Origin of the sequence: Nocardioides panacisoli (assembly GCF_039537325.1) — a bacterium.
GTDB classification, from domain to species: domain Bacteria; phylum Actinomycetota; class Actinomycetes; order Propionibacteriales; family Nocardioidaceae; genus Nocardioides; species Nocardioides panacisoli.
Genome location: NZ_BAABAH010000006.1, coordinates 145,458 through 170,773, shown reverse-complemented (window position 1 = coordinate 170,773; position 25,316 = coordinate 145,458). Strand labels below are relative to the sequence as shown.

The 25,316-nt window shown below is 72.8% G+C and carries 21 protein-coding genes; 12 read left to right on the top strand and 9 right to left on the bottom strand.

The genetic code is table 11. From position 1 onward, the window contains the following. Nucleotides 1-6 precede the first annotated feature (6 nt). Both ABD709_RS10935 and ABD709_RS10930 read left to right on the top strand, forming a co-directional pair. On the top strand, nt 7-1,608 hold the full coding sequence (locus ABD709_RS10935; protein WP_344775241.1) for an FAD-binding oxidoreductase: 1,602 nt from the start codon (nt 7-9) through the stop codon (nt 1,606-1,608). After that, the gene (locus ABD709_RS10930) at nt 1,605-2,510 is read left to right on the top strand and encodes a diacylglycerol/lipid kinase family protein (protein WP_344775239.1); all 906 of its coding nucleotides are present in this window, start codon (nt 1,605-1,607) and stop codon (nt 2,508-2,510) included. The genes ABD709_RS10935 and ABD709_RS10930 overlap by 4 nt, the downstream gene beginning before the upstream one ends. 67 nt (nt 2,511-2,577) lie before the next feature. On the opposite strand, the gene ABD709_RS10925 is transcribed toward ABD709_RS10930, so the two are convergent. Beyond that, complete coding sequence (locus tag ABD709_RS10925) at nt 2,578-3,261, bottom strand: pirin family protein (protein WP_344775237.1); 684 nt, start codon at nt 3,259-3,261, stop codon at nt 2,578-2,580. A gap of 17 nt (nt 3,262-3,278) precedes the next feature. On the opposite strand from ABD709_RS10925, the gene ABD709_RS10920 reads away from it, so the two are divergent. From ABD709_RS10920 to ABD709_RS10910, 3 genes are read left to right on the top strand one after another with little or no spacing between them, the layout of a single operon-like run. Further along, nucleotides 3,279-4,640 carry a GH1 family beta-glucosidase gene (locus ABD709_RS10920; RefSeq protein ID WP_344775235.1) on the top strand — a complete coding sequence of 454 codons (1,362 nt, stop codon included), beginning with the start codon at nt 3,279-3,281 and terminating at the stop codon, nt 4,638-4,640. Nucleotides 4,641-4,667: 27 nt separating this feature from the next. Beyond that, complete coding sequence (locus ABD709_RS10915; RefSeq protein ID WP_344775233.1) at nt 4,668-5,366, top strand: YoaK family protein; 699 nt, start codon at nt 4,668-4,670, stop codon at nt 5,364-5,366. Then, on the top strand, nt 5,363-6,289 hold the full coding sequence (locus ABD709_RS10910) for a nucleoside hydrolase (RefSeq protein WP_344775231.1): 927 nt from the start codon (nt 5,363-5,365) through the stop codon (nt 6,287-6,289). The genes ABD709_RS10915 and ABD709_RS10910 overlap by 4 nt, the downstream gene beginning before the upstream one ends. Here the strand turns inward: ABD709_RS10910 and ABD709_RS10905 are convergent. The 3 genes from ABD709_RS10905 to ABD709_RS10895 form a co-directional block, all read right to left on the bottom strand. Beyond that, nucleotides 6,286-8,616 (bottom strand): CocE/NonD family hydrolase, encoded by a 2,331-nt coding sequence (locus ABD709_RS10905; RefSeq protein ID WP_344775229.1) that lies wholly within the window; start codon nt 8,614-8,616, stop codon nt 6,286-6,288. The genes ABD709_RS10910 and ABD709_RS10905 overlap by 4 nt on opposite strands. 66 nt (nt 8,617-8,682) lie before the next feature. Continuing rightward, nucleotides 8,683-10,695: an NADPH-dependent 2,4-dienoyl-CoA reductase gene (locus ABD709_RS10900; RefSeq protein WP_344775227.1), complete on the bottom strand. Its 2,013-nt coding sequence runs from the start codon at nt 10,693-10,695 to the stop codon at nt 8,683-8,685. Next, the gene (locus ABD709_RS10895) at nt 10,692-11,234 is read right to left on the bottom strand and encodes a PadR family transcriptional regulator (RefSeq protein ID WP_344775225.1); all 543 of its coding nucleotides are present in this window, start codon (nt 11,232-11,234) and stop codon (nt 10,692-10,694) included. The genes ABD709_RS10900 and ABD709_RS10895 overlap by 4 nt, the downstream gene beginning before the upstream one ends. A gap of 65 nt (nt 11,235-11,299) precedes the next feature. Here ABD709_RS10895 and ABD709_RS10890 point away from each other — a divergent pair, with 65 nt between their 5' ends. Further along, entirely contained in the window at nt 11,300-12,265 is a 966-nt protein-coding gene (locus ABD709_RS10890) for an NADPH:quinone oxidoreductase family protein (RefSeq protein WP_344775223.1), read from the top strand. 89 nt (nt 12,266-12,354) lie between these two features. Here ABD709_RS10890 and ABD709_RS10885 read toward each other — a convergent pair whose 3' ends face one another. From ABD709_RS10885 to ABD709_RS10870, 4 genes are read right to left on the bottom strand one after another with little or no spacing between them, the layout of a single operon-like run. Further along, nucleotides 12,355-13,101 (bottom strand): 2-phosphosulfolactate phosphatase, encoded by a 747-nt coding sequence (locus ABD709_RS10885; protein ID WP_344775221.1) that lies wholly within the window; start codon nt 13,099-13,101, stop codon nt 12,355-12,357. A gap of 48 nt (nt 13,102-13,149) precedes the next feature. After that, the gene (locus ABD709_RS10880) at nt 13,150-13,659 is read right to left on the bottom strand and encodes a CAP domain-containing protein (RefSeq protein WP_344775219.1); all 510 of its coding nucleotides are present in this window, start codon (nt 13,657-13,659) and stop codon (nt 13,150-13,152) included. Nucleotides 13,660-13,716: 57 nt separating this feature from the next. Then, nucleotides 13,717-14,826, bottom strand: a complete 1,110-nt coding sequence (locus tag ABD709_RS10875) for a hypothetical protein (protein WP_344775217.1) — start codon at nt 14,824-14,826, stop codon at nt 13,717-13,719. Then, complete coding sequence (locus ABD709_RS10870; RefSeq protein ID WP_344775215.1) at nt 14,823-15,368, bottom strand: SigE family RNA polymerase sigma factor; 546 nt, start codon at nt 15,366-15,368, stop codon at nt 14,823-14,825. The genes ABD709_RS10875 and ABD709_RS10870 overlap by 4 nt, the downstream gene beginning before the upstream one ends. 137 nt (nt 15,369-15,505) lie before the next feature. Between ABD709_RS10870 and ABD709_RS10865 the strand changes: the two genes are divergently transcribed. Together ABD709_RS10865 and ABD709_RS10860 are read left to right on the top strand one after the other, a co-directional pair. Continuing rightward, on the top strand, nt 15,506-17,476 hold the full coding sequence (locus ABD709_RS10865) for a M13 family metallopeptidase (protein ID WP_344775213.1): 1,971 nt from the start codon (nt 15,506-15,508) through the stop codon (nt 17,474-17,476). Nucleotides 17,477-17,525: 49 nt separating this feature from the next. After that, complete coding sequence (locus ABD709_RS10860; protein ID WP_344775211.1) at nt 17,526-17,831, top strand: hypothetical protein; 306 nt, start codon at nt 17,526-17,528, stop codon at nt 17,829-17,831. Nucleotide 17,832: 1 nt separating this feature from the next. On the opposite strand, the gene ABD709_RS10855 is transcribed toward ABD709_RS10860, so the two are convergent. Next, entirely contained in the window at nt 17,833-18,333 is a 501-nt protein-coding gene (locus ABD709_RS10855; RefSeq protein ID WP_344775209.1) for a GNAT family N-acetyltransferase, read from the bottom strand. A gap of 55 nt (nt 18,334-18,388) precedes the next feature. Between ABD709_RS10855 and ABD709_RS10850 the strand changes: the two genes are divergently transcribed. Genes ABD709_RS10850 through ABD709_RS10835 form a run of 4 tightly spaced genes read left to right on the top strand, consistent with a single transcriptional unit; the run spans nt 18,389 to nt 25,310 of the window. Beyond that, nucleotides 18,389-20,512, top strand: a complete 2,124-nt coding sequence (locus ABD709_RS10850) for a RecQ family ATP-dependent DNA helicase (RefSeq protein ID WP_344775207.1) — start codon at nt 18,389-18,391, stop codon at nt 20,510-20,512. Between the two features lie 59 nt (nt 20,513-20,571). Beyond that, nucleotides 20,572-21,804, top strand: coding sequence for a hypothetical protein (locus ABD709_RS10845; protein WP_344775205.1), 1,233 nt, complete (start codon nt 20,572-20,574; stop codon nt 21,802-21,804). 48 nt (nt 21,805-21,852) lie between these two features. Continuing rightward, nucleotides 21,853-24,627, top strand: a complete 2,775-nt coding sequence (locus tag ABD709_RS10840; RefSeq protein WP_344775203.1) for a DEAD/DEAH box helicase — start codon at nt 21,853-21,855, stop codon at nt 24,625-24,627. Then, a complete protein-coding gene (locus ABD709_RS10835; protein WP_344775201.1) occupies nt 24,624-25,310 on the top strand; it encodes an SWIM zinc finger family protein in 687 nt (228 codons plus the stop codon). Before ABD709_RS10840 ends, ABD709_RS10835 begins: the two co-directional genes overlap by 4 nt. The last annotated feature ends 6 nt before the right edge of the window (nt 25,311-25,316 follow it).

The following is a 25,316-nucleotide window of genomic DNA, read 5'->3' as shown; positions in this document are numbered from 1 at the left end:
TAACACATGACCGAGCTCGACACCGCGCACCGCCAGCCCGAGATGCCCGCGACCCGCTGGGGCGACCCGGGCGAGGCCGGCCCGCTCCCCGACCACGTCCGCGAGCTCGTCTCGATGGTCTTCCCGATCACGGACGCCCCCGCCGCCGAGCGCGTCGACGTCCCGGCGCCGGCGCTCGACCGGGCGCACACGGCCGCGCTGGCCGCCGTCGTCGGGGACGCCGACGTCCTGGTGGACGACGCGACCCGCCGGATCCGCACACGCGGCAAGTCGACGCCCGACCTGCTGCGGCAGCGGGTCGGCGACCTCGGCGACGCACCCGACGTGGTCGTGCGGCCCGGGAGCCACGACGAGGTCGCGGCCGTGCTCGCCTACTGCGGGGAGCACCGGATCGCGGTCGTCCCGTTCGGCGGCGGCACGGCCGTCACCGGTGGACTCGTCGTCGGTGCGGCGGAGCGGCCGTCGTACGCCGGCGTCGTCTCGCTGGACCTCGGCCGGATGCGCCGGCTGCTCGCCGTCGACCCGGTCTCCTCGACCGCGACGCTCGAGCCGGGGCTGCGCGGCCCTGAGGCCGAGGCCCTGCTCGCCGAGCACGGGCTGATGCTCGGGCACTACCCGCAGTCCTTCGAGTTCGCCTCGATCGGCGGCTTCGCCGCCACCCGGTCCAGCGGCCAGTCGAGCGCGGGCTACGGCAGGTTCGACGCGATGGTGGTCGGGCTCCGCGTGGCCACGCCCGTCGGGGACGTCCACCTGGGCAGCGCGCCCGCGAACGCGTCCGGCCCCGACCTGCGGGAGCTCTTCCTGGGTTCCGAGGGTGCGTTCGGCGTGATCACCGAGGTCACCGTGCGGGTGCGCCCGCTCCCGGAGATGAAGGTCTACGAGGGCTGGCAGTGGCCCGACTTCGCGGCCGGTGCCGACGCGATGCGCATGCTCGCGCAGTCCGACCTGCTGCCGACCGTGCTGCGACTCTCCGACGAGAACGAGACGTCGATCAACCTCGCCCGGCCGGACGCGATCGGCGGCGACGCCGCGGGCGGGTGCCTGATGATCACCGGCTACGAAGGCACCCCGGAGGCGGTCGCCGCCAAGCAGGCCGCCGTCACCGAGGTGCTCCGGAAGCTCGGCGGCACCCCGCTCGGGACCGAGCCAGGCGAGTCCTGGGCGGCCGGGAGGTTCGCGGCGCCGTACCTCCGCGACTCCCTGCTCGACGTCGGCGTCCTCGTAGAGACGCTCGAGACCGCGACCTTCTGGTCGAAGCGCGACGAGCTCTACCGCGCGGTGAAGGAGGCCCTCGAGGGCGCCCTCGGCGAGGGGACGCTCGTGCTCTGCCACGTGTCGCACGTCTATGCCACCGGCTGCTCGCTCTACTTCACCGTCGCCACACCGGGAGGCGAGCAGCCCCTCGAGCGCTGGCTGCCCGCGAAGGCCGCGGCCTGCGAGGCGATCGTGCGGTGCGGAGCGGCGATCACCCACCACCACGCGGTCGGCACCGACCACAAGCCCTACCTCACCGCGGAGATCGGTGAGGTCGGCGTGACCGCGTTGCGCGCCGTCAAGCAGGCGCTGGATCCCGCGGGTGTCCTCAACCCCGGGGTGCTCGTCCCGTGAGCCGGTCCTTCTCGTTCCTGGTGAACCCGCTGTCCGGCGGAGGTACGGCGGCGCGGGTCGTCGTACCCCTCGCCCGCCGGTTGCGCGAGGAGGGCGCCGAGGTCGAGGTGACCTACACGGGCTCCGTCGACGAGGTGCCCGCCCTCGTGGCGGCGGCAGCAGCCGCGGACGCGGTGCTCGTCGCGGTCGGCGGCGACGGGATGGTGTCGTCGGTCGCGGGCGAGGTGGCCACCGCGGGCGGCGTGCTCGCCCTGGTGCCCGCCGGGCGCGGCAACGACTTCGTCCGCCAGCTCGGCCTTCCGCACGACGAGGCCGCGCAGGTGGAGATGCTCCTGCACGGCGAGGAGCGCCGGATCGACCTGCTCGCAGCCGCCTCCGGCGGCGTGGAGACCTTCGTCGCCGGTTCCGTCTACTGCGGCGTGGACGCCCGTGCCGGGGAGCTGGTCAACAAGGCGCACTGGCTGCCGTCGAAGCTGCAGTACCCGGTCTCGACGGTCCGCGCCCTCGCGACCTACCGCCCCTTCGACCTCACCCTGGACGTCGACGGCGTCCGCACCGAGCACCGCGCGGCCTGCGTCGTCGTGGCCAACTCGGGCTTCTACGGCAAGGGCGTGCACATCGCGCCCGCTGCCGTGGTCGACGACGGCGAGCTCGACGTCGTGGTGATCGAGGCGGCCGGGCGGATCGAGCTGATCCGCTCGCTGCCGAAGGCCTACGACGGCAGCCACGTCGACCTCGACGAGGTCACCGTGCTGCGCGGCAGGAAGGTCGCGATCTCCGGTGCCTACCGCGGCGGCGCGACCGTCCCGGTCGGCGCCGACGGCGAGCCGATGCCTGCGCTCGGCCCTGATGCGCCGCTCGGCGTCGAGGTCCGCCCGGGCGCCGTGCGGATCCTCGGCTGAACGCGCCATAACCCACGATTCGGTGCGTCATAACCCACGATTCGGCGCGCCAAAAGGGGGGATTCGGCTAGGCGAAGGACCAGACCAGGAGCTGCGTGGGCACGCCGGCGGTGACCTCGTGGGCCGGCTCGTCGGTCATCAGCAGCGCGTCCCCGTCGTGCAGCGGCTCGGCGAGGGAGAACCTGAGCAGCGCCCCCGACGCGACGTAGACGTGCAGCCGCGGCGCAGCGGGCAGGGTGAGGGTCTCGCCGTCCGCGAGCCGCGCGACGCCGTACGACGCGCCGGCGACGCCGATGCCGAGCGGAGCGCCGGCGCCGAGCACGGGCACCAGCCCGCTGCCGTCCGGCACGCCGGTCGTGGCGTAGCCCGGCTCGCCCTCGGCGGTGTCCGGCGTCAGCCAGACCTGGACGAACCGCGCCGAACCGGCCGGTGACGCGAGCTCGGAGTGGCGCACGCCGGAGGCAGCGGACAGCACCGCCACCTCACCGGGGCCGAGCGTGTGCGCCGTACCGCTGGAGTCGCGATGGTCGAGCTCGCCGAGGAGCACGGTGGTGACGATCTCCAGCCCGGAGTGGGCGTGCTCGTCGAAGCCTCGACCGGCTCCCAGGAGATGGTCGTCATGGCACACCAGGGGCCCGAACGAGGCCCAGTCGGGTCGGTAGTGCTGCCCGAACGAGAAGGCGTGGCGGGTCAGCCGGCCGGGCTCGCGGTCGACGAAGCGGTCCGATGATCTGCGGATCTCGACGGTCACAAGGCAGGATTGTCCTCGTGGCCCCCGAATCGCCGATGCCGGCGTCGCTGGGTGCGCTGCCTGGGGGGTTCCGCTTCGGCACCGTCACGGCCGCGTACCAGATCGAGGGCGCCGTTGCCGAGGACGGCCGAGGGCCGTCGATCTGGGACGCGTACGCCGCGGAGCCGGGCCGGATCGCCGACGGCTCGACCGCGAGCACGGCCGCGGACCACTACCACCGGGTCGACGAGGACATCGCCCTGCTCAAGGACCTCGGCGCCCCCGAGTACAAGTTCTCCATCTCCTGGCCGCGCGTCCTGCCGTCCGGGAAGGGTGCGGTGAACGCGAAGGGCCTCGACTTCTACGACCGCCTCGTCGACAAGCTGGTCGAGGCGCACATCGACCCCGTGGTCACGCTGCACCACTGGGACCTGCCGCAGGCGCTCGAGGACGACGGCGGCTGGCTCAACCGCAGCACCGTCGACGCGTTCGCGGAGTACGCCGGCATCGTCGGCGAGCGACTGGCCGACCGGGTCGACGCCTGGGTGCCTATCGCCGAGCCGGCCGTCATGGTGTTCCGCGGCTACGCCACCGGCGAGGGTGCGCCGGGCCGCCGGGCGCTCTTCGACGCACTCCCCGCCGCTCACCACTCGCTGCTCGCCCACGGCCGGGCCGTGATCGAGCTCCGCCGCGCCGGTGCGCAGATCGTCGGCTGTGCCAACAACCACTCGCCGATGTGGCCCGCGTCCGACGACCCCGCGGACGTCGGCGCCACGAAGCTCTTCGACGCGCTCTGGAACGGCCTGTTCCTGGAGCCGATGCTGCTCGGTCGCTATCCCGGCGACCTCGCCATGCTCCAGGAGGAGTTCACCCACCCGGGCGACCTCGCCACCATCCGGCAGCCCCTCGACTTCTACGGCGTCAACTACTACAGCCCGCTCCGCGTCGGCGCGGCCGACGAGGACTCCGACACGCCCTTCCGGTTCGTCGACGTGCTCGGCCACCGCTACACCGACGCCGGCTGGGCCGTGGTGCCCGACGCGCTGCGGGAGTGGCTGGTCATGACGCGGGCCCGGTTCCGCGCGGCGATGCCGCCGATCGTCATCACCGAGTGCGGCGCGGCCGTCGCCGCCGACCCGGACGAGAACGGCGTCGTCGACGACCAGGACCGGATCGACTACCTCGCCGCCCACATCGAGGCGGTCGCCGCCGCGGTGGACCGCGGCGTCGACGTACGCGCGTTCTTCGCCTACACCCTGCTCGACTCCTGGGAGTGGGCGCAGGGGTTCCTGCCGCAGTACGGCCTGGTCCACGTCGACCAGCAGACGAAGGAGCGCACCAAGAAGCGGTCCTTCCAGTGGTACGCCGACCTGGTGGCGGCCCACCGCGCGCAGGTCTGAGCGCAGCGAACGGCCACAATGGCCGTCGTGACCGCACGACTCCGCGCCGTACCCGCCGCCCGGCTGCACCTCTTCCTGATGCTGGTGCTGACCTTCACGACCGGGATCAACGACGCCGTCGGCTACCTCGGCCTGGACAAGGTCTTCACCGGCAACATGACCGGCAACGTCGTCGTGCTCGGCATGGCGCTCGTCGGCGGTACCGGCCTGCCGACCCTCGGCCCGGCGCTCGCGCTCGTCGGCTTCATGGCCGGCGCGGCCGTCGGCGGCCGGGCACTCAAGCGGGTCACGGGTGCGTGGTCCAGGGGCGTCACGGTGCTGCTCGCGTGCGTCGCGATCCTGATGCTGGTTCTCGCTGCGGTGCTGTTCGCCGTCGGCGACGACCCCGCGCACGGGCTGGTCGTCTCGGTCACGACGGGCGCCGCGGTCGCCATGGGGCTGCAGGCCGCGACCGCCCGCCACGTCGCCGTCCAGGACGTGACCACGGTCGTGGTCACCTCGACGATCACCGGCCTCGCGGCCGACTCGATCCTCGGCGGCGGGTCGAGCGTCCGGTCGGCGCGGCGCTTCCTCGCGGTCGCCCTGATCCTGCTCGGGGCAGCGGTCGGCGCGCTGCTGCTCAAGGTGCACCTCGGCGCCGGCCTGCTGCTGGCCGGTGTCGTCATCGCCGTCGTCACCGTCGTCGGCGCCCTCCACCCCGGCGAGACCGAGGAGACCGCGGCGTGACCCGCACCCCCGTCATCCTCGACTGCGACACGGGCACCGACGACGCGGTGGCGATCCTGCTCGCCGCGCTGCACCCCGCCCTCGACCTGCTCGGCGTCTGCGCCGTGTGGGGCAACCACGACGTCCGGCACACGACCGAGAACTCGCTGCGGGTGCTGGACGTGATCGGCCGGGGCGCTGCCGCCGGGACCGGCGTGCACCCGGGTCGCAACGGCCCGGTGCGGCCGCGGCTCTCGCCGCTGCCCAGCGGCCGGGACGACCTCGAGCCGACGCTGCCGCTGCCCGCTCCGACGTCGGAGCCGGCGGGTGACGCCGTCGAGTGGCTGGTCGAGACGCTCCGGGCGGCGACGCAGCCGGTCGCGCTGGTTCCGACCGGGCCGCTCACGAACGTCGCCGCGGCCGTCGCCGCCGATCCCCGCGTCACCGCCGCCGTCGGCCGGCTGGTCGTGCTCGGCGGAACGCACCGGCAGGCCGGAGTGACGCCGTACGCCGAGCGCAACGTCTGGTGCGACCCGGAGGCTGCGCACGACGTCCTGACCGCGGGCTTCCGCGACGTGCTGCTGGTGACGATGGACGCGACCTTCTCCGCGCCGTTCACCGAGGTCGAGGTCGCGCGGCTGCGCGCCCTCGGGACGACCGCCGCCTCCGCCGCCGCGGACCTGGTCGAGCAGCGGATCGGCTACTACGGCGGCGCGGCGCCGCTGCACGACCCGCTCGCCGTCGCGGCCCTCGTCGCACCCGAGCTGCTCACCGTGCTCCGCGCGAGCGTCGAGGTCGAGCGGGCGGACGCGACCACCTACGGAGCGACGCGGTTCCGTGCCGAGGCGGACGAGCGGCAGGGTGCGGTCGCCGTAGCGGTCGCGGCGGACCGCGACCGCTACGTGGACCTCCTCTGCGACGTGCTCGGGCGGCCGCTCGACTAGGGAGCCGGGTGGTTGGTCACCGCGACGTAGTCACGGCACGGCTCGTTCCGCAGCACCCCGCACGCGGGCACCTTGGTCGGGATGGTGGCCCCGGCGATCACCGGCAGCACCAGCCGCGACGGCATCGCCGCCGAGTGCGCGATCGAGACCGTGGCGGTGCCCGACGGCGGCTGGGTCTCGTCGAACGCCCAGATCGGCTGGGTGCCGTTGGGCGCCGAGATCGTCAGCCGGATCCGCGAGCCGGCACGGTAGGCGTGTCCCTGGTAGTAGAGCGGGATGGTGACCTTGACGTACTGCCCGGCCGGCATGGGCTGGACGTCGGAGGGCAGCAGGCTCGGCACCGGCTCGAGCAGCGTGCTCGGCTGCCGGAAGATGTTGTTCGGGTCCGAGGACAGCGTGCGGTCGCTGGCCCGCATCCAGCCGTTCTGGACGAACACCTCCTTGCCGTCCGGCCGCACCTCGCTGACCGTCGCCTGCAGGTCGACGTCCGGCGTCGACGAGCGCACCCAGACCTCCACGGATCCCGCTCCCAGGACGGTCGTGTCCTGGGTCAGGGCCGGCGACACGTAGGACACCGCCTTGCCGTCCGGCCACTGCTTCCAGTCCCACGACCACTGCGAGGCGTTGCCCCACAGGCCGCCGGTGCCGGTCCCGCCGGTGAAGTCGGTCTTGGGCAGGGCGTTCGCGTCGGAGGTGTAGGCGTCGGGCTGCGCCGTGGTCGCCTTGGTGCGCAGCATCTTGCCGTCGCCGTTCAGGTAGAACGACGTCGCCTGGGTGCCGGTGATCGGGAACCGCGGCCACGACTTCTCGTAGCCGGGGTAGGGGTCGCCCTTCCCACGGCCCGCGCCGTTGTCGAACAGCACCCGGACCGACGGCAGGTTGTTGAACGCCGTGAGCGCCGCCTGGTAGGTGAGCTTGGTCTGGATCGGGTCGTAGGGCAGGGTCGCCGGGTTCGTGAGCGGCAGCCCCATCGCCTGCTGGAAGATCAGCGGCGCCGCGACCTTGATCACCGCCGAGTTGAGGATCGGCGCCTGATGGGCGACGTAGAGCTCGAGGAAGTCGTACCACCGGTTGAACGTCGTGGGATCGAGCGAGTCGATGTGCGCGCCGTTGGTGAAGGTGAACCACTTCTTCGTCGTACCGGTGAAGTGCCGGACCAGCATCGGGCAGTGCCCGCCGGTCTGCTCGTCCTGGAACTGGCAGGCCATGAAGACCGGCACGTGGATGTCCTTGACGAACGTGATCGGGTCGAGCGGGTCGGCGACGTCGGGGTAGTAGTGGTCGTTGGCCCGCACCTTGCCGAGCAGGTCGACCGCCTCGCCGTGCAGCGCCTGGTTGTCCGCGCAGGTCTGGTCACCGCCCTGGATCCGGTCCCACGCGTAGGGCTGGCCGGTGGTCGGGCTCGCTGGCAGCGCCTCGTGCGCGCGCTCCTCGGCCCAGTTGACGGCGAAGCCGTTGTTGAGGATCCCGCCGGGGTAGAGCGTCGTCGCGACCGAGTCGATCGTCGACAGCGGCGAGATCGCGGCCAGCGACGGCGGGTTCAGCTGGGCGGCGAAGAGCTGGCTGATGCCGCCGTAGGAGATGCCCATCATGCCGACCTTGTGGCCCTTGACCCACGGCTGGTTGGCGATGGTCTCGATGACGTCGTAGGCGTCGAGCTGCTGCATCGTCTCGAAGAAGTCGTAGGCGCCACCCGAGCAACCGGTGCCGCGCATGTTGACGTCGACGACCGCGAACCCCATCAGGTTCGCGAGCACCGCGATGCCGTTGACCGGGCCGTCGGGGTTGGCGTAGCCGTAGCCGGAGTACTCGATCAGCGTCGGGTACGGCGGCAGGTAGTCGGGTCCGTTCGGCAGCGGCGTGCCCGGCGGCAGGCCCGGCAGCCCGGCCGGGCTCGTCGGCGGGTGCACGTCGATCGCGAGCTGGGTGCCGTCGCGGGTGGTCAGGTAGCCGTAGCCGTTGGACGGGATCGACTGGTTGTAGACGCTGGGGTTCCAGGGCGCCGCGGCGGTCGTGTGCACGGTCACCGGGTCGGACAGGGTGCCGTCCGCGAGCTGGAGGCGGTAGCCGTCGCCCGGGGTCACCTTGCGGAAGAGGACGCCGCCCTCGGCGTCGGCCTGCTGGGTCGCCACCGTGCCGCCGGACCCGTCGAGCAGGGTGACCTGGGCCGACGGCGCGAGGCCGGTCGCGTAGACCTGTTCCGCGCTGCCGTGCGCGACCACGGTCGATGCCGCGGTGGCGTCGGGACCCAGCCCGGACACCCCGAGCAGGAGCAGGGCGAGAGCGGTGAGCACCACCGCGAGTCGTTGCAGGCTGATTCGTTCCACGGCGTGCGTGCCTTCCTGTGATCCCGCTCACTCAACAGGTCGGCCGACCTGTTGGTTACGGACGGGTCACAGGGCCGCGACCAGCTCGGTCGCCTGGCGGATCGCCCGCTTCGCGTCGAGCTCGGCGGCGACGTCCGCGCCGCCGATGACGTGGCGGCCGGGACCGGCCAGCCCGCGCACCGACTCCTGGCCCGCGCAGACCACGACGTGGTCGACCTCGACGGCCTGCGGCTCGCCGTCGACGGTGACGTGCAGCGCGACGCCGTTCTCGAGGTCCTCGACCCGGTCGTACGTCGCGCCGCTGACCAGCCGGACGCCCGACTGCTTGAGCACCGCGCGGTGCGCCCAGCCCGAGGTCTTGCCGAGCCCGATGCCGATCGGGGTCGTCTTGCGCTGGATCAGGGTGACCTCGCGCTTGACCTCGCGGGCCTTGGGCTCGGTCAGCCCGCCGCGGTGCAGGCTCGGGTCGCCGACGCCCCAGTGGGCCATCCACTGGTCGTGGGTCTCGGGGGAGTGGGTGAGCCAGACGGAGACGTCGACGCCGATGCCGCCGGCGCCGATGACCGCCACGCGCCGCCCGGGCACCTTGGCGCCGGACAGCACCTCGTCGTACCGCAGCACGCGGAGGCTCTCGATGCCGGGGATCGCGGGGACCCGCGGGGCGACGCCGGTCGCGAGGACGACCTCGTCGTACGACGACAGCACGTCCTCGGTGGCCTCGGTGCCGAGCCGCAGGTCGACGCCGAGCACCTCGAGCCGGCGGGCGTAGTAGCGCAGCGTGTCGGCGAAGTCCTCCTTGCCGGGGACGGCCATCGCGAGGCGGAACTGGCCGCCGATCTCGGGCGCCTTCTCGAAGAGGGTGACGGAGAAGCCGCGCTCGGCCGCCGACGTCGCGGCGGCGAGGCCCGCGGGGCCGGCGCCGACCACCGCGACGGTCGCCCTGCGCCGGGTCGGGCCGAGCAGCAGGGTCGTCTCGCGGCCGGCCCGTGGGTTCACCAGGCAGGAGACCGGCTTGTTGGAGAAGGCGTGGTCGAGGCACGCCTGGTTGCAGGCGATGCAGGTGTTGATCTCGTCCGCGCGGCCGGCCTCGGCCTTGGCCGCGAACTCCGGGTCCGCGAGCAGCGGCCGCGCCATCGAGACGAGGTCGGCCTGCCCGGCGGCGAGGATGTCCTCGGCGAGCTCGGGGGTGTTGATCCGGTTCGAGGCGCAGACCGGCACCGAGACCTCGGCCTTGAGGCGGCCGCTGTACTCGCGCCAGGCCGCGCGGGGGACCTGGGTGATGATCGTGGGGACGCGCGCCTCGTGCCAGCCGATGCCGGTGTTGAGCACGGTGACGCCGGCCTCCTCGAGTCGGTGCGCGAGCTCGACGACCTCGTCCCAGGTCTGACCGTCCTCGACCAGGTCGATCAGCGAGATCCGGTAGACGATCGGGAAGTCGTCGCCGACCAGCTCCCGCGAGCGGCGGACGATCTCCACAGGGAAGCGCATCCGCTTCTCCGCGGTGCCGCCCCACGCGTCGGTGCGGTCGTTGGTGCGCGCGGCGAGGAACTGGTTGATCAGGTAGCCCTCGGACCCCATGATCTCCACGGCGTCGTAGCCGGCCTTCTGCGCCAGCGCGACCGAGCGGGCGAAGTCGGACGCCGTCCGGTCGACCGCCCTGGTGGAGAGCCGGCCGGGCCTGAACGGGGTGATCGGGGACTTGCGGTTGCTGGCGCTCACGTTGAACGGCGAGTAGCCGTAGCGGCCCGCGTGCAACACCTGCAGCGCGATCGCGCCGCCCTCCTCGTGCACCGCGCCGGTCACCTGCTGGTGCCGGGTCGCCTGCAGCCGGCTGGTCATCTCCGCCCCGAACGGCTTGAGCCAGCCCCGCTTGTTGGGGGAGAAGCCGCCGGTGACGATCAGGCCGACACCACCGCGGGCGCGCTCGGCGTAGAACGCCGCGAGCTTGCCGATGTCCCACGGGTGGTCGTCGAAACCGGTGTGCATGCTGCCCATGACGACCCGGTTGCGCAGGGTGAGCCGCCCGAGCTCCAGCGGCTGGAAGAGGTGGGGGTACGCCGTGCCGGGCGAGGACGTCATGAGTGGGCCTCCAGGTATTCGGTGAGCCAGGCGAGCTGCCCCTCCTCGAGGAGGATGCCGCCGCGCAGGACGAGGTACTGGTCGAGCTCGAGCGGGGAGAGGCCCGCCGGGCCGTCGGGGTAGTCGCGCTTCGTCAGGTGCCGGTAGTGGTCGAGGCGCAGCTCGTGGTCGGCGGCGTGCTGGCGGACCGACTCGAGGACTGCCGCGCGGCCCGCGGACCCGCCGAAGGATGCGCCGCGCATCTTCACCGCGAGCTCGCTGCGCAGCGGGCTCTCCGGCGTCGGCGTCGCCAGCCACGCGACGAGCGCCTCGCGGCCGGCCGGCGTGACGTCGTACACCTTCTTGTCGGGGCGGCCCTGCTGGACGACGGTCTCGGCGACGACCCAGCCGTCGGCCTCCATCCGCGCGAGCACCTTGTAGATCTGCTGGTGGGTCGCCGACCAGAAGTGCCCGATCGACTTCCCGAACCGCCGCGACAGCTCGAGGCCCGACGCCGGCTGCTCGCGCAGCGCGACGAGGAGGGCGTGCTCGAGGGCCATGGCCGCAGCGTGGCATACCTATGCAACGAGTTGCAAGCCTCCGTGACCCGGCTAACCTCGCGTCCATGCGCGCCGTGCGAGTCCAGACCACCACCGGCCCCTCCGACGTCGTCGTCGAGGAGGTGCCGGACGCCGCACCCGGGGACGGGGAGGTGCTCGTCGAGGTGCACAGCGTCGGGGTGTCCTTCCCGGACCTGTTGCTGAGCCGGGGCGAGTACCAGATCAAGCCGGAGCCGCCGTTCACCCTCGGCGTCGACTACGCCGGCGTGGTCGTGTCCGGCCCCGGCTTCGAGCCGGGGCAGCGGGTCGCCGGGGTCGGGCCCTACGGCGGGGCGTCCGAGCTCGTCGCCGCCCACCCCGAGGGGATCTTCGCGCTGCCGGACGGGACGTCGTACGACGAGGGCGCAGCCCTGCCGATGAACTACCTCACCGCGCTGTTCGCGCTCGCCGAGCGCGGCCAGGTCCGCGAGGGCGAGACCGTGCTGGTGCACGGCGCGGCCGGCGGCGTCGGTACCGCGACGCTGCAGGTGGCCAAGGGCCTCGGTGCGCGCACCATCGCGGTCGTCAGCACCGAGGAGAAGGCGGCCTTCGCGAAGGGCGCCGGGGCCGACGAGACCGTCCTGGTCGACGGCTTCCGCGACGCGGTGGCCGGGCTGACCGGCGGCCGGGGCGTCGATGCCGTGCTCGACGTCGTCGGTGGCGACCTGTTCACCGACTCGCTCCGCTCGCTCGCCCCGCAGGGTCGGCTTCTCGTCGTCGGCTTCGCCTCCGGCCAGGGCATCCCCGAGGTCAAGGTCAACCGGCTGCTGCTCAACAACGTCGACGTCCGCGGCGTCGGCTGGGGCGCCTACGCGATGGTGCGCCCCGGGTACATGCAGCAGCAGTGGCAGCAGCTCGTCCCGATGATCGAGTCCGGCGTCGTCAAGCCGCCGATCGGCAAGGTCTACCCCCTCGAGGAGTTCGGCGCCGCCCTCGCCGAGATGGACGCCCGGGGGACGCTGGGCAAGTCGGTCGTCCGGGTTCGCGACTGACGATCGCGGTGCCGGCGGCGGGCTCTAGCGGCGGCGGCGCGAGATGTAACTCAGTGTCGGAACTCGGTGGGAGCGTTCGGAACACTGAGTTACAGCACCGGTGCGGGCGCGAACCCGTCGGGACCGAGCAGCGGGACGACGTCGTCGGCGTCGAGGTGGGCGGCCGCGCGTACGTCGGCGGCGAAGCCGACCGCGGTCAGCTCGCGTCCGCTGGCGCAGCGGTCGAGGGCGTCGGGGAGAGGGTCCGCGACGAGGGCGTACGCCGCCGCGGCGTGCTCGGCCTCGATGCTGAGTCGCGCGTCGGGCACGTGTGCCGTCAGGGCAGCGAGTACGGCGCCTGCGCCCCAGAGGTCCTCGAGGGCGGGGCGGAGGGAGCCGTCCGGCCATCGTTCGCCGGCCGGCACCAGGGCGACCGTCGCCCCCGCCGCCACCTGCGGCGCCAGCCAGGCCGCGACGGCGGCACGGGTGCGCAGGGAGGCGCCGACGAGCGCCGGTGCGCCCGGCGCGGTGCCGAGCGCGGCGCAGATGGTCGAGCCGTTCGGTGAGGGGAGCACCAGGCGGGGGACCGGGTCGGCCTCGAGCAGCTGGGCCGGCGAGAGGCTCGGCGGCGGGTTCTCGAGGACACGCGCCTCGTGCCGGCCGACGGCGAGGACCGCGCCGTGCTCGGCGGCGTACTCAGCCGTCCGCTCGTCCTTCCACGCGAACGGCAGGACGCGGGTACCTCGAGCCACCGCGATGCCGAGCGTGGTCGTGAACGACAGCACGTCCACGACCACCGCCACGTCGGCGCCCGCGGCGACCGCCGCGCCACCCGTCGGCCCCCACTCGAGCCGCACCGCCGTACCGCTCTGGGCGTGCGCCAGCGCTACCGGGTCGATCGTCGGCTACTTCCGGCCGAAGTCCTGGGTCCAGTACGGCGTCCCGTCGCTCGCCTCGGCATAGCCGACCCCGGTGTCCTTGAAGTGGCAGTCAAGCAGGATGCGTCTGTGAGGGATGTCGTCAAGCCAACCCTGAACTACCTGCTTTGGAGTTTGATACCCCTCTGCGACGACTTCGCCGACTCGCGTCCAGTTGTTGTAACCGGCAATCGTCAGACGCAGCCCGACCCACGGCTCTCCGGGGAGTTGGTGGCTGAGTTCATTCGCGACCGCTTGCTTGTTGGTGTGTCGCCGGGCGGCGCGGTGGACCGCGTTGTTGATCTTCAGCTTGTGGCAGCCGTGCGCGACGCGCTTCTTGTTCACGATCTTGACGACCTGGCGTTCGAACGCGGGATTCGCCCTAGCCGCCTTCGCGTTCGGGTCTTCGGCTTGGGCATACGGTTGCGAACCCAGAGCCGGCCCAGCCAGCGCGAGAATCGCGAGCAAGATCGAAGCAGCAATCGTCGATTTCCCCATCACTCATTCTCCGCACGCGACGTCGAACTCGGGCCAGATGTTGCGAAAATGTGCGGGTCAATAGGCGTGCAAAGAATCGGTGTCGAGCCGACCCTGCCAAACCATCTCACCCGACGCATCAAACACTCGGGCACGCCACCGACGGGCCACAATCGTTGCTTCCAAGGAGTACGCAAAGCCGCCGCCGTCGGTCGTGACCGTGGCGATCCTCATGCCGTCGGCCAGCACGTCAATACGCCATCCGTCGGGCAATCCCGGCACGATTCCGATGCCCATCGCCGGGTCGACCACTGGCGCAACGACCGCGTAACGCTTCGAGGGATCCGTGTCCGATGCCTCTAGGAGGGGTTGTCCGTCGAGCGTCAGGTACGGCCTTGGAACCATTCCCATCCCGCTCGTCCGGTCCGGCCGAAGCCAGCATTGCGCCTCGTGTCCGTCCGATGACAGGAGCACAGCGTCGAGCCACTGTGGCGTTGGGGGCGAGGTGAATGGTGTGTTGTTGATAGCCGCTTCGACTCTCCATCCATCGAAGTCGTAGCCGGCGGCGCGCGAGCAGTCCGCGATGATCGCCGCGTGGTCACTCGGCCTCGGCACACCAGCTCTGAGATCGACGCCTGGAGTCATCCCGGATTGTGGGATCAGGCATACGTTCGAGACCGCTCCGAGACGTGCGCGGCGCGCAACCTCCGTGATAAGCGCCCCCGTTGGTGCCTTCGTGCCCAGCGGCATGCCCTTAGGCCAGGTGTCCCCCTCGGGAATCAGCTGCACCGCCCAGCCCTCGCGCGTCTCGACGTACCCGGGCCGGCCGGTACTGGGGACGGCGGTGCCGTCGGGGGCGCGGCCGGCGACGTACGGGACGTCGGTCCCGTTGCGCTCGTTCAGCTCGTCGGTGCAGCGGCGCTCCATCTCGGCCCGGGAGAGGACGACGTCGCGGTACTCCCCGCGCGCGGGGGCGTCGGTGACCCGGTCGTTCCTCGCCCCCTGCAGGAGCGGTACGCCGACCGCGACCCCCGCGGTGACGACGACCGCAGCCGCGACCGCGCCGACCCGGGTCCAGCGCTTGCGCACCACCCGTCGGCGTCCCTCGTGCGCGATGGCGGACGGGTCCAGCGACCACAGGTCGTCCGGCTCCGACGCGTCGCGCAGCAGCTCCTCCAGCCGGCTCATCGGATGCCTCCCAGCGCGCTGTCCATCTCCGCGGAGACCGCGTCCCGGAGCTCCTCGTCGTCGAGCACCTTCCGGAGGGCGCGGAGCGCGATCGAGGTCTGGCTCTTCACGTTGCCCTCCGAGCAGCCCATCGCCGCGGCGGTCTCCGCGACGGACAGCCCCTCGAAGTAGCGCAGCACCACGCACGCGCGCTGGCGGGGCGCGATCCGGCGCAACGCCGACAGCAGCAGCTCGCGGTCCGCGAGCAGGTTGGTCGCGTCGGAGGTCGCGCTGCCGTCGAGCTCGGCGCGCGGCGTCTCGGGCCGCCGGTTCCGGAACCGCTGGTGGTCGAGGACGGTCGTGACCAGGGTGCGCTGGGCGTAGGCGCCGACGCCGTCGCCGAGCCGGATCCGCGGCCACGCGATGTAGACCTTGACCAGCGCCTCCTGCGTGAGGTCCGCGGCCATCGCCCAGTCGCCGGTCATCAAGAAGGCAGAGCGGCGCATGCGGTGCTGCATCGTCTGCACGAACTCCGCGAAGTCCGGATACTCCCGAGCGCTCATCTCGATCCTCAGTCGGCGGCCGCCACCAGGGAGAACGCCGTCCCGGCGAAATAGGTTGTGTCCGATCGCGATTCAACCGCAACCGGTCCGAGCGGCACAGGGGTCGACAGGATTTCCGGGCTGGCTACGCTGCCGGGGTGAGCATCCTCGACGACGCCCGACCGGGCATGGACCTCGACATCCGGCCGCAGGACGACCTCTTCGGCCACGTGAACGGCAAGTGGCTCGCGGAGACGGAGATCCCGTCCGACCGCTCGAGCTGGGGACCGTTCGTGCAGCTGGCGGACACCGCGGAGCAGCAGGTGCGCGACATCATCACCGAGCTCGCCGGCACGGCCGCGACCAGCGGCCCGCCGACGACCGAGCACGAGAAGATCGCCGCGCTCTACAACTCCTTCCTCGACACCGACCGGATCGCCGGCCTCGGACTGAGGCCGGTCCGGCCGCTGCTCGAGGCGGCGACCGCGATCCGCGACGCACGCGACCTGGCCGCGTTCCTCGGGGAGTTCGAGCGGATCGGCGGCTACGGGCTGTTCGGCTCCTACGTCGACACCGACGACCGCAACTCCGACCGCTACCTCTTCCATCTCGCGCAGGGCGGGCTCGGGCTCCCGGACGAGTCCTACTACCGCGACGAGAAGTTCGCCGAGATCCGCGAGAAGTACGTCGGCTACCTCACCCGCATGCTCACCCTCGGCGAGTACGCCGACCCGGAGGGCGCCGCGCAGCGGATCCTCGCGCTCGACACCCGACTGGCCGAGGGCCACTGGGAGCGCTCCAAGACCCGCGACGTGCAGAAGACCTACAACCTGCGCACCGCCGAGGAGCTCAAGGCGATGTGCCCGGGCTTCGACTGGGACGCCTACGTCACCAACCTCGGCGGCTACCTCGAGGGGGAGCACGCGACCATCGCCGAGGTCTGCGTGCGGCAGCCGTCCTACTTCGAGCACCTCTCCACCGTCCTGGACGAGACGCCGGTCGAGACCTGGCGCGAGTGGCTGCTCAGCCACGTGCTGAGGTCCGCCGCGGCGTACCTCACCGACGACCTGGTCGAGACGAACTTCGACTTCTACGGCCGCACCCTCTCCGGGACGCCGGAGCTGCGGGCGCGCTGGAAGCGCGCGGTGTCCTTCGTCGAGCGCGCGATCGGCGAGGCGGTCGGCCGCGAGTACGTCGCCCGGCACTTCCCGCCGACGTCGAAGGCGCTGATGGACGACCTCGTCGCGAACCTGCTCGCGGCCTACCGGGAGTCGATCTCCAAGCTCGACTGGATGACCGAGGAGACCAAGCGCCGGGCCTACGAGAAGCTCGAGACGTTCCGGCCCAAGATCGGCTATCCCGACGAGTTCCGCGACTACTCCGGCCTGAAGGTCTCGCCGGACGACCTGGTCGGCAACGCGGCGGCCGCGGCGGCGTTCGAGACCGACCGCGCCCTCAACAAGATCGGGTCCCCGGTCGACCGCGACGAGTGGTTCATGCTGCCGCAGACCGTCAACGCCTACTACAACCCGGGCACCAACGAGATCTGCTTCCCCGCGGGCATCCTGCAGAAGCCGTTCTTCGCCCCCGACGCCCTCCCGGCCGAGAACTACGGCGGCATCGGCGCGGTCATCGGCCACGAGATCGGCCACGGCTTCGACGACCAGGGCGCGCAGTACGACGGGCTCGGCAACCTCAACGACTGGTGGACGCCGGACGACAAGGCCGCCTTCGAGGTGAAGTCGAAGACGCTGATCGAGCAGTACGACGGCTTCGAGCCGCGCGCCCTGCCCGGCGAGCACGTCAACGGCGCTCTCACCGTCGGCGAGAACATCGGCGACCTCGGCGGGCTGACGATCGCCTTCAAGGCGTTCCTGATGTCCGAGGAGGCTGCGGGCCGCGACGCGTCGCTCGAGGACAAGCAGACGCTCTTCTTCAACTGGGCGCACGTCTGGCGCACCAAGCGGCGGCTGGAGCAGGAGCGGCAGTACCTCACCATCGACCCGCACAGCCCGCCGGAGTTTCGCGCCAACATCGTGCGCAACCTCGACGAGTTCCACGACGTGTTCGGCACCGCCGAGGGCGACGGCCTGTGGCTCGACGCGGGTGACCGGGTCCGGATCTGGTAACGGTCCTTCGGCCCTTGACGCCGTCGTCGGCGCGGGGTCCCATGACGGCATGAGCCAGCGCGACGCCGACGACGGTGGGTACGAGAACTACGTGCCCGCCGAGCGGCCGCAGCCCGAGCAGCCGGCGCCCCACGGCCCCGACCGGGTGCCGGCCGTGCCGCCGGCGGCGGCGGTACCAACGGCACGGGCCCACGGGCTCCTCCGCGGCGTCGCCTACGAGCCGTTCGTCGTCGCCTCGACGATCTGCACCGCGATCTACCTGATGACCGACGCGGGCGGCTACTTCTGGCCGATGTGGGTGATGCTCGGCACCGGGATCCCGCTCCTGCTGAGCCTGGTGCGGAAGCTGCCGTAGCTCAGCCGCCGAGCGAGCGCTGCAGGATCACGGTGTCGACCCAGCGGTCGAGCTTGAACCCGACCTGCTCGAGCCGGCCGGCGTCGCGGAAGCCCCTGCTGCGGTGCAGCCGCACGGAGACGTCGCTTCCGGTGTCGGCGATGACGGCGAGCACCTCGCGCACGCCGACCGCACGCGCGGCGTCGAGCAGCCGGTCCAGCAGCTCGCCGCCGGTGCCGCGGCCGCGCGCGTCCGGGTCGAGGTAGACCGAGTCCTCCGCCGTCTGCCGGTAGGCCGGCCGGGTCTTCCACGGCGCGAGGTAGGAATAGCCCACGACGTCGCCCTCGTCCTCGGCGACGAGGAACGGCAGCCCGGCGCCGACGACGGCGTCGTACCGCTGCCGCCACTCGGCCAGGACGGGGACGTCGAGCTCGAAGGTGATGACCGTGTCGGTGACGTAGGGCGCGTAGATCGCCGCGACGCGCGGCAGGTCGTCGTACGTCGCCGCGCGCACCTCGACCACGGACCGACCCTAGGGCACGTCTCCCTGGTCGGGGGCCGCTGGTAGACACGTCGGCATGACCACCGCTGCGACGACCGAGCTCCGGGCCCGTGCCGAGCAGCACCTGCGCGCGCTGGTGGGGCGCGAGGACGTGACGCTGTACGACGACCAGTGGGCCGCGATCGAGGCCCTGGTCGAGGCCCGGCGCCGCGCGCTGGTGGTCCAGCGCACCGGCTGGGGCAAGTCGGCGGTCTACTTCGTGGCGACGTTGCTCCTGCGCGAGCAGGGGGCTGGTCCGACCGTGATCATCTCGCCGCTGCTCGCGCTGATGCGCAACCAGATCGCGGCGGCCGAGCGGGCCGGGATCCGCGCGGTGACGATCAACTCCACCAACATGGAGCAGTGGGAGGAGACCCACGCCGCGATCCACCGCGGCGAGGTCGACGTGCTGCTGGTCAGTCCGGAGCGGCTGAACAACCCGGGCTTCCGTGACGAGGTGCTGCCGCGGCTCGCCGCGACCTGCGGCCTGCTGGTGATCGACGAGGCGCACTGCATCTCCGACTGGGGTCACGACTTCCGGCCGGACTACCGCCGGATCCGGACGCTGCTCGCCGAGCTCCCCGACGGCATCCCGGTGCTCGCGACCACGGCCACCGCCAACCAGCGGGTGACCGACGACGTCGCCGAGCAGCTCGGCGCCGACGGGACCGTCCTGGTGCTGCGCGGCTCGCTCGACCGCGAGTCCCTCCGGCTGGGCGTGGTCCGGTTGAAGACCGCGGAGCAGCGGCTGGCCTGGCTCTCCGACCACCTCGCCGAGCAGCCGGGGAGCGGCATCGTCTACTGCCTGACGGTCGCGGCGACGCAGGAGGTGGCCGACTACCTGCGCTCGCGCGGGCACGACGTGGCGGCGTACTCCGGGCAGACCGAGCAGACCGAGCGGCTCGCGCTCGAGCAGCAGCTGATCGACGGCGAGGTCAAGGCACTGGTGGCGACCAGCGCGCTCGGGATGGGCTTCGACGCCTCGCTCGGGTTCGTCGTCAACCTCGGCGCCCCGGACTCGCCGGTCGCCTACTACCAGCAGGTCGGCCGTGCCGGGCGCGGCACGAACCTCGGGCCGGACGGAGCGCCGGTGGTGCTGCTGCCGGCGACCGAGGACCGCGACATCTGGGCCTACTTCGCGTCGCTGGCGTTCCCGCGGGAGGAGCTCGTCCGCGAGACCCTCGCGGCCCTCGCCGATGCCGGCCGGCCGCTCAGCACGCCCGCGCTCGAGGCGCGGGTCGACCTCAGTCGCGCGCGCATGGAGACCATGCTCAAGGTGCTCGACGTCGACGGCGCCGTGCGCCGGGTCAAGGGGGGCTGGGAGTCGACCGGGCAGGAGTGGACCTACGACGCCGAGCGCTACCGGCGGGTGGCGGAGGCGCGCGAGCGCGAGCAGCAGGCGGTGCTCGACTACCTCGGCACCGACCGGTGCCGGATGGCGTTCCTGCGCGAGCAGCTCGACGACCCGGACCTCGCGGCGGATCCCGACTGGCGTTGCGGCCGGTGCGACAACTGCGGTGGGCTCGACCTCGCCAGCGTGGTGTCGGAGGAGTCCGTCGCGGCCGCGGCCGAGCGGATCGCCCGGCCCGGGGTCGTGATCGAGCCCCGCAAGCTTTGGCCCACCGGCCTCGACGCGATCGGGGTGGGGCTGTCCGGCCGGATCAGGCAGCCGGCGGAGCCGGGCCGCGCGATCGCCCGGCTCACCGACCTCGGCCACGGTCCGACGCTGCGGCAGCTGTTCCGCGCCGAGCCGGCGCCGGACGCCGTGCCCGAGCACCTCGCCCGCGCGATGGTGACCGTCCTCGGCGACTGGCGGCCGGCGGTGGACGGCATCGTGGTGACGGAGTCGGTCACCAGACCTGGCTTGCTCGAGGACCTCGCGGACGGCCTGTCCCGCTACCTCCACCGGCCGGTGCTCGGCCGTTGGGTCGTGCGCGACCCGTCGGTGCCGCCGGGCCGGGGCGCCACCAATTCCGCGCAGCGGGTGGCGGCGGTGAACCGCCGGTGCGCGCTGGACGTGGACGACCGGGTGCGTGGCGCGCGGGTGCTGCTCGTCGACGACGTCGTGGTGACCGGATGGTCGCTCACGCTGGCGGCCGCCGCCCTGCACGATGCGGGCGCCGAGGCGGTGCTGCCGGTCACCCTGGCGGTGTCCGGGTAGCGGCGTCGACGACGCCAGCGTCCCCCGATTCCCGAGCCGGGACGGCTAGCGTCGTCAGCATGAACGACCAGGCTCCCACCCCGGATTCGAGCAGCTCGGGCGGCTCCCACAGCTCCGATCCCAGGATCGACGAGACCGCGCCCATCGCGGCCACCTCCCCGAGCCGCCCCGAGCCGGAGTCGGTGCCGCCGCCGCCTCCCACGGGGACGCTGCCCGCCGGCGCGCCACCGCCTCCGCCGGGGACCACGACCGCGGTGGTCGACCCGCCTCCGCCGCCCCCGCCGGCAGCGGTCGTGCCGGCGACGCCCGGCCGGCCCGGCCTGATGGGCGCGTTGACGACGATCGGCGTGGGGCTTCTCGGGGCGGCCATCGTGCTGTCGGCGAACATGAGCCGCAGGGACGGCGACCTGGACTGGTCGAACTTCATCGTCGGTCTCGGCGCGACGGCGGTTCTGGTCGTCGTGACGCTGGTGGCGGTCGTCGTCGTGCGGCGCCAGCACGAGCCCGTGGCCCGCGGTGAGCTGGTGACCTGGCCCGGCGTGGTCGGGATCCTCGGCATCGCGGCGATGCTCGGCGTGGGCATCGGCGACCAGGACTGGGTGCAGGACTTCTTCGCCTACCTCGAGGGTGGCGTGATCACCGTGCTCGCCCTGCTCGGCTATCTGGCGAGCCGGCGTGCGGCGTACGTCGTCACGGCGATCGCGGGCATCGGGATCCTCTACGTGCAGGCGTTCGACGACCTGTTCGGCGACTCCCTCGACGAGGACTCCACCGTGATCACCATCGCGATCGCGGTCACCGTCTTCGTCGCCGGCCTCACCGTGGTGGGCTGGGTGCTGCCGACGCGGGTGACCACGGGAGTGGTGCTCGGCGTGGTCGGCGTCGTGTCCTTCGCCGCCCTGTTGATCGGGATGGCGGTGACCAAGGCCTTCGCCGGTGCGTTCGCGTCGATGATGTTCACGGTCTCCGGCGACGACACCGGCGGCACGACGCTCGGCGGCGGCGCGCCGCCGACGCTGGACTTCGATAACGACACCTGGGTGGTGGTCGCCCTTGCTGCCGCGCTCACGGTGCTGTGGGCGCTCGCGGCTGCCTGGACAGGCAGCTCGGGGTTCACGATCTGCGCGATCCTGATGCCGACGATCGTCGTGCCGCTGGCCGCGATCGTGCTGGTCGTCGAGCACCCGACGTGGTGGGGGGTCGTCGTCGGCGTTGCCGGCACCGTGCTCCTCGTCCTCGGCGCCCTGCTCGGCCGGACGCGGGCGAGGAACGCCGCGACGCCGGCCTACTGAGGCTCGTCGACGCGACGTGGTGTCGGGGGCGCGGGTTAGCGTCTCCGGGTGAGCTTCGTCCCCGTGAGCGGCCCGGCGACCTTCCGGCCCGCCGAGCCGCCGCGGGAGTCGACGATCGAGTTCACCGGCGACCGCCGGACGATCGCGCTCGGGGTCCGGGCCGCGATGCCCGCCCTCGGCCGTGCGCTCCAGGACGGCGGTGCCCACCCCAGCGTCGGCCTGCTGGCCGGGGCGGCGCTGCTCGGCGTACGGCTGGTCGGTGACGGCCGCTTGGCTCCGTCCCCCGACGGCCGCGGGTGGGAGCTCGACGATCTCGACGACCGGGACGAGGAGCGGATCGAGACGCTCGCGCGGACGAGGGCGTACGGCGACCTGGGCGTCGCGGCGGCCCGGGAGCTGGTGCACGACGTCCTGCGGGCGGTGGCCGACTCGCTGCCGCACGCGGCCCCGGCCGCCCCGGGTGACGCCCCCCGACGACGGGCGCCGGACTTCGCGGAGCGGGTGCGGAGGCGGGTCGAGGAGCGGACGGCTCGGACGGCGCGAGGCGAGCTGCCGGAGCTGGTGCGGGTGTCGCTCCGCGTCGAGGCCGACGAGGAGGAGCTGCTCGGCGGCCGCGTGCGGCTGGTGCTGCAGGTGCACGACGAGCGTGAGCCGCTGCACCTCTGCGACGCGGCGGCCCTGTGGACCGACGAGCCGGAGGTCACCGGGTTCGGGCCGCGGGCGCGCGTGCATGCGAGCATCGCGCTGCGCCGGGCGGCGGACGCGTGGCCGGTGCTCGACCGGTTCCTCGGCCTGTCCGTGCCGGACCAGATCACGCTCGACGGGGCCGAGGTCGCGGACCTGCTCGAGCACGTCGGCGCGCTCCGGGACGTCCAGGTCGACGTGCACTGGCCCCGGGCGCTGGGGCCGGAGCTCACCACCCGGGCCGTGCTCGACCGGCGCGAGCCGCGGGACCCGGAGCTCCCGCTCGAGGACAGCCCGTTCTCGGTCGACGGGCTGTTCGCGTTCTCCTGGCAGGTCGCGCTCCGAGGCGACCCGCTCACCAAGGAGGAGCTCGACGCGCTGGCGGCGGCGACCACCCCGATCCTCAAGCTGCGCGGCGCCTGGACCATCGTCGACCCCACGACTGCACGCCGTGCGCGCAAGCGGCTGATCCGCCGGGCCAGCGGCGCCGAGGCCCTCGGCGCGGCGTTGTCGGGCGTCACCGAGCTGCCCTCGACCGAGGGCGAGCGCGCGACCGACGAGGTCATCGTCGGCGCCAGCCTCCTGAAGGTCCGCGAGCAGCTGCTGGCGGCCCCGACCCGCAGCCCGCTGCCGGCACCGGACGGCCTGCCCGCCGAGCTCCGCGACTACCAGCGGCACGGCCTGACCTGGCTCGCCGACGTCACCGCCCTCGGCCTCGGTGCCTGCCTCGCCGACGACATGGGGCTCGGCAAGACGATCACCCTGATCTCGCTCCACTTGCACCGCCTCGAGCAGGGCGTGTCCGGTGGCCGGCCGACCCTCGTCGTCTGCCCGGCCAGCCTGCTCGGCAACTGGGAGTCCGAGGTCGCGCGGTTCGCGCCCGGCGTCCCGGTCCGCCGGTTCCACGGCACCGCCCGCGAGCTCGGCGGACTCGACCCGGCCGACGGCAACGGCGGGTTCGTGCTGACGACGTACGGCACCCTCCGGCGCGACAGCTCCGCCCTTGCGAAGGTGCCCTGGGACCTGGTGGTCGCCGACGAGGCGCAGCACGTGAAGAACTCCCGTACGTCGACCGCGCGGGCCCTGCGCACCCTGCCGAGCCGCGCCCGGGTGGCGCTCACCGGCACTCCGATCGAGAACGAGCTCACCGAGCTGTGGTCGATCCTCGACTGGGCGACGCCGGGCCTGCTGGGCAGCCGCCAGGCGTTCCGGCGGGTGTGGGCGGAGCCGATCGAGACCGGCGTCGACCCCGCGGTGACCCAGCACTTCGCCGACCTGATCGGGCCGTTCGTGCTGCGTCGCCGCAAGTCCGACCCCGGCATCGCGCCGGAGCTGCCGGAGAAGACCGAGACCGACCACCTGCTCGGCCTGACCCGGGAGCAGGTCGTGCTCTACGAGTCCTTCGTCCGCGACACGATGGCGCGGATCGAGCGGCTCCCCGCCGATGATCCGCAGCGCCGCGGCCTCGTCCTCGCGCTGCTCACGGGGCTCAAGCAGATCTGCAACCATCCCGCGCAGTTCCTCAAGCAGACCGACTGGGGCGCCCAGGGGCAGAGCCGGGTCCGGCTCCGTGGCCGCTCGGAGAAGCTCGAGCTGCTCGAGGAGCTGGTCGGCACCGTGCTCGCGGAGGACGGTGCGGTCCTCGTCTTCACGCAGTACGTCGCCATGGCCCGGATCGTCGAGCGCCACCTGACCACCCTCGGCGTCCCGCACCAGTTCCTGCACGGCGGCACCCCCGTTCCCGCGCGCGAGGCGATGGTGCGCCGGTTCCAGGACGGCGAGGTCCCGGTGTTCCTGCTCTCGCTCAAGGCGGGCGGCACCGGCTTGAACCTCACTCGCGCCGATCACGTCATCCACGTCGATCGCTGGTGGAACCCGGCGGTCGAGGAGCAGGCGACCGACCGCGCCCACCGGATCGGGCAGACGAAGCCGGTCCAGGTGCACAAGATGGTCACCCGCGGCACGATCGAGGAACGGGTCGCGGCACTGCTCGAGCGGAAGCGGTCGCTGGCGGACGCCGTCCTCGCCCGCGGCGACGCGGCGCTCACCGAGCTCAGCGACCGCGACCTCCGCGACCTGGTCACGCTGCGCGAGGGCCAGCGGCGGGCGGCCTACCTCGCGGACCTGGAGTCGGAGTGAGCGGGGCGCCGTCCCGCGTGACGCACGCCCGGCTCTCCACGGGCCGCCGCCCGGTCCGCAGCTGGTGGGGCAAGGCGTGGCAGCGGGCCGTCGAGGAGGCCGCGTTCTCCGAGTCCGACCTCCGGGCCGGGCGGGCGATCGCGCGGGCCGGAGCCGTGGGCGGTATCAGCGTCGCGGCCGGCTCGCTGCTCGCCGCGGTCCGTGAGGGCGACGACACCTGGACCGTCGAGGTCGACGTACCGGTCCTGGACGAGCCTGCCCGGCGCGCGCTCGTGGACGTGGTGGCCGCCGAGGCCGGCCGGATCGCGGCGCTGCTCGACGGTGAGCTCCCTCACGACCTGGTCGAGCACGCCGACGAGGCCGGTGCCGAGCTGCTGCCCTTCGGCGGCGAGCTCGCCGCCAGCTGCACCTGCCACCGTGCGCTCGACCCGTGCCCGCACGCCGTCGCGGTGCTCGTCCAGGCGGGCTGGCTCGCCGACGCCGACCCGCTCGTGCTGTTCGCCCTGCGCGGGCTCGACCGCGACCACCTCGTCGCCGCGCTCCACGACCGCGGGCCGGCGCCGGGCGGTGCTGCGGGCGAGCTCGCCGACGACGTCGAGATCGCCGCCGACGCGGTGATCCGGGCCCGCCGGCTGGCCGAGCTGCTGGACGCAGGCGCCGACATCGACCCCGGCCTGGTCTGACTCGGG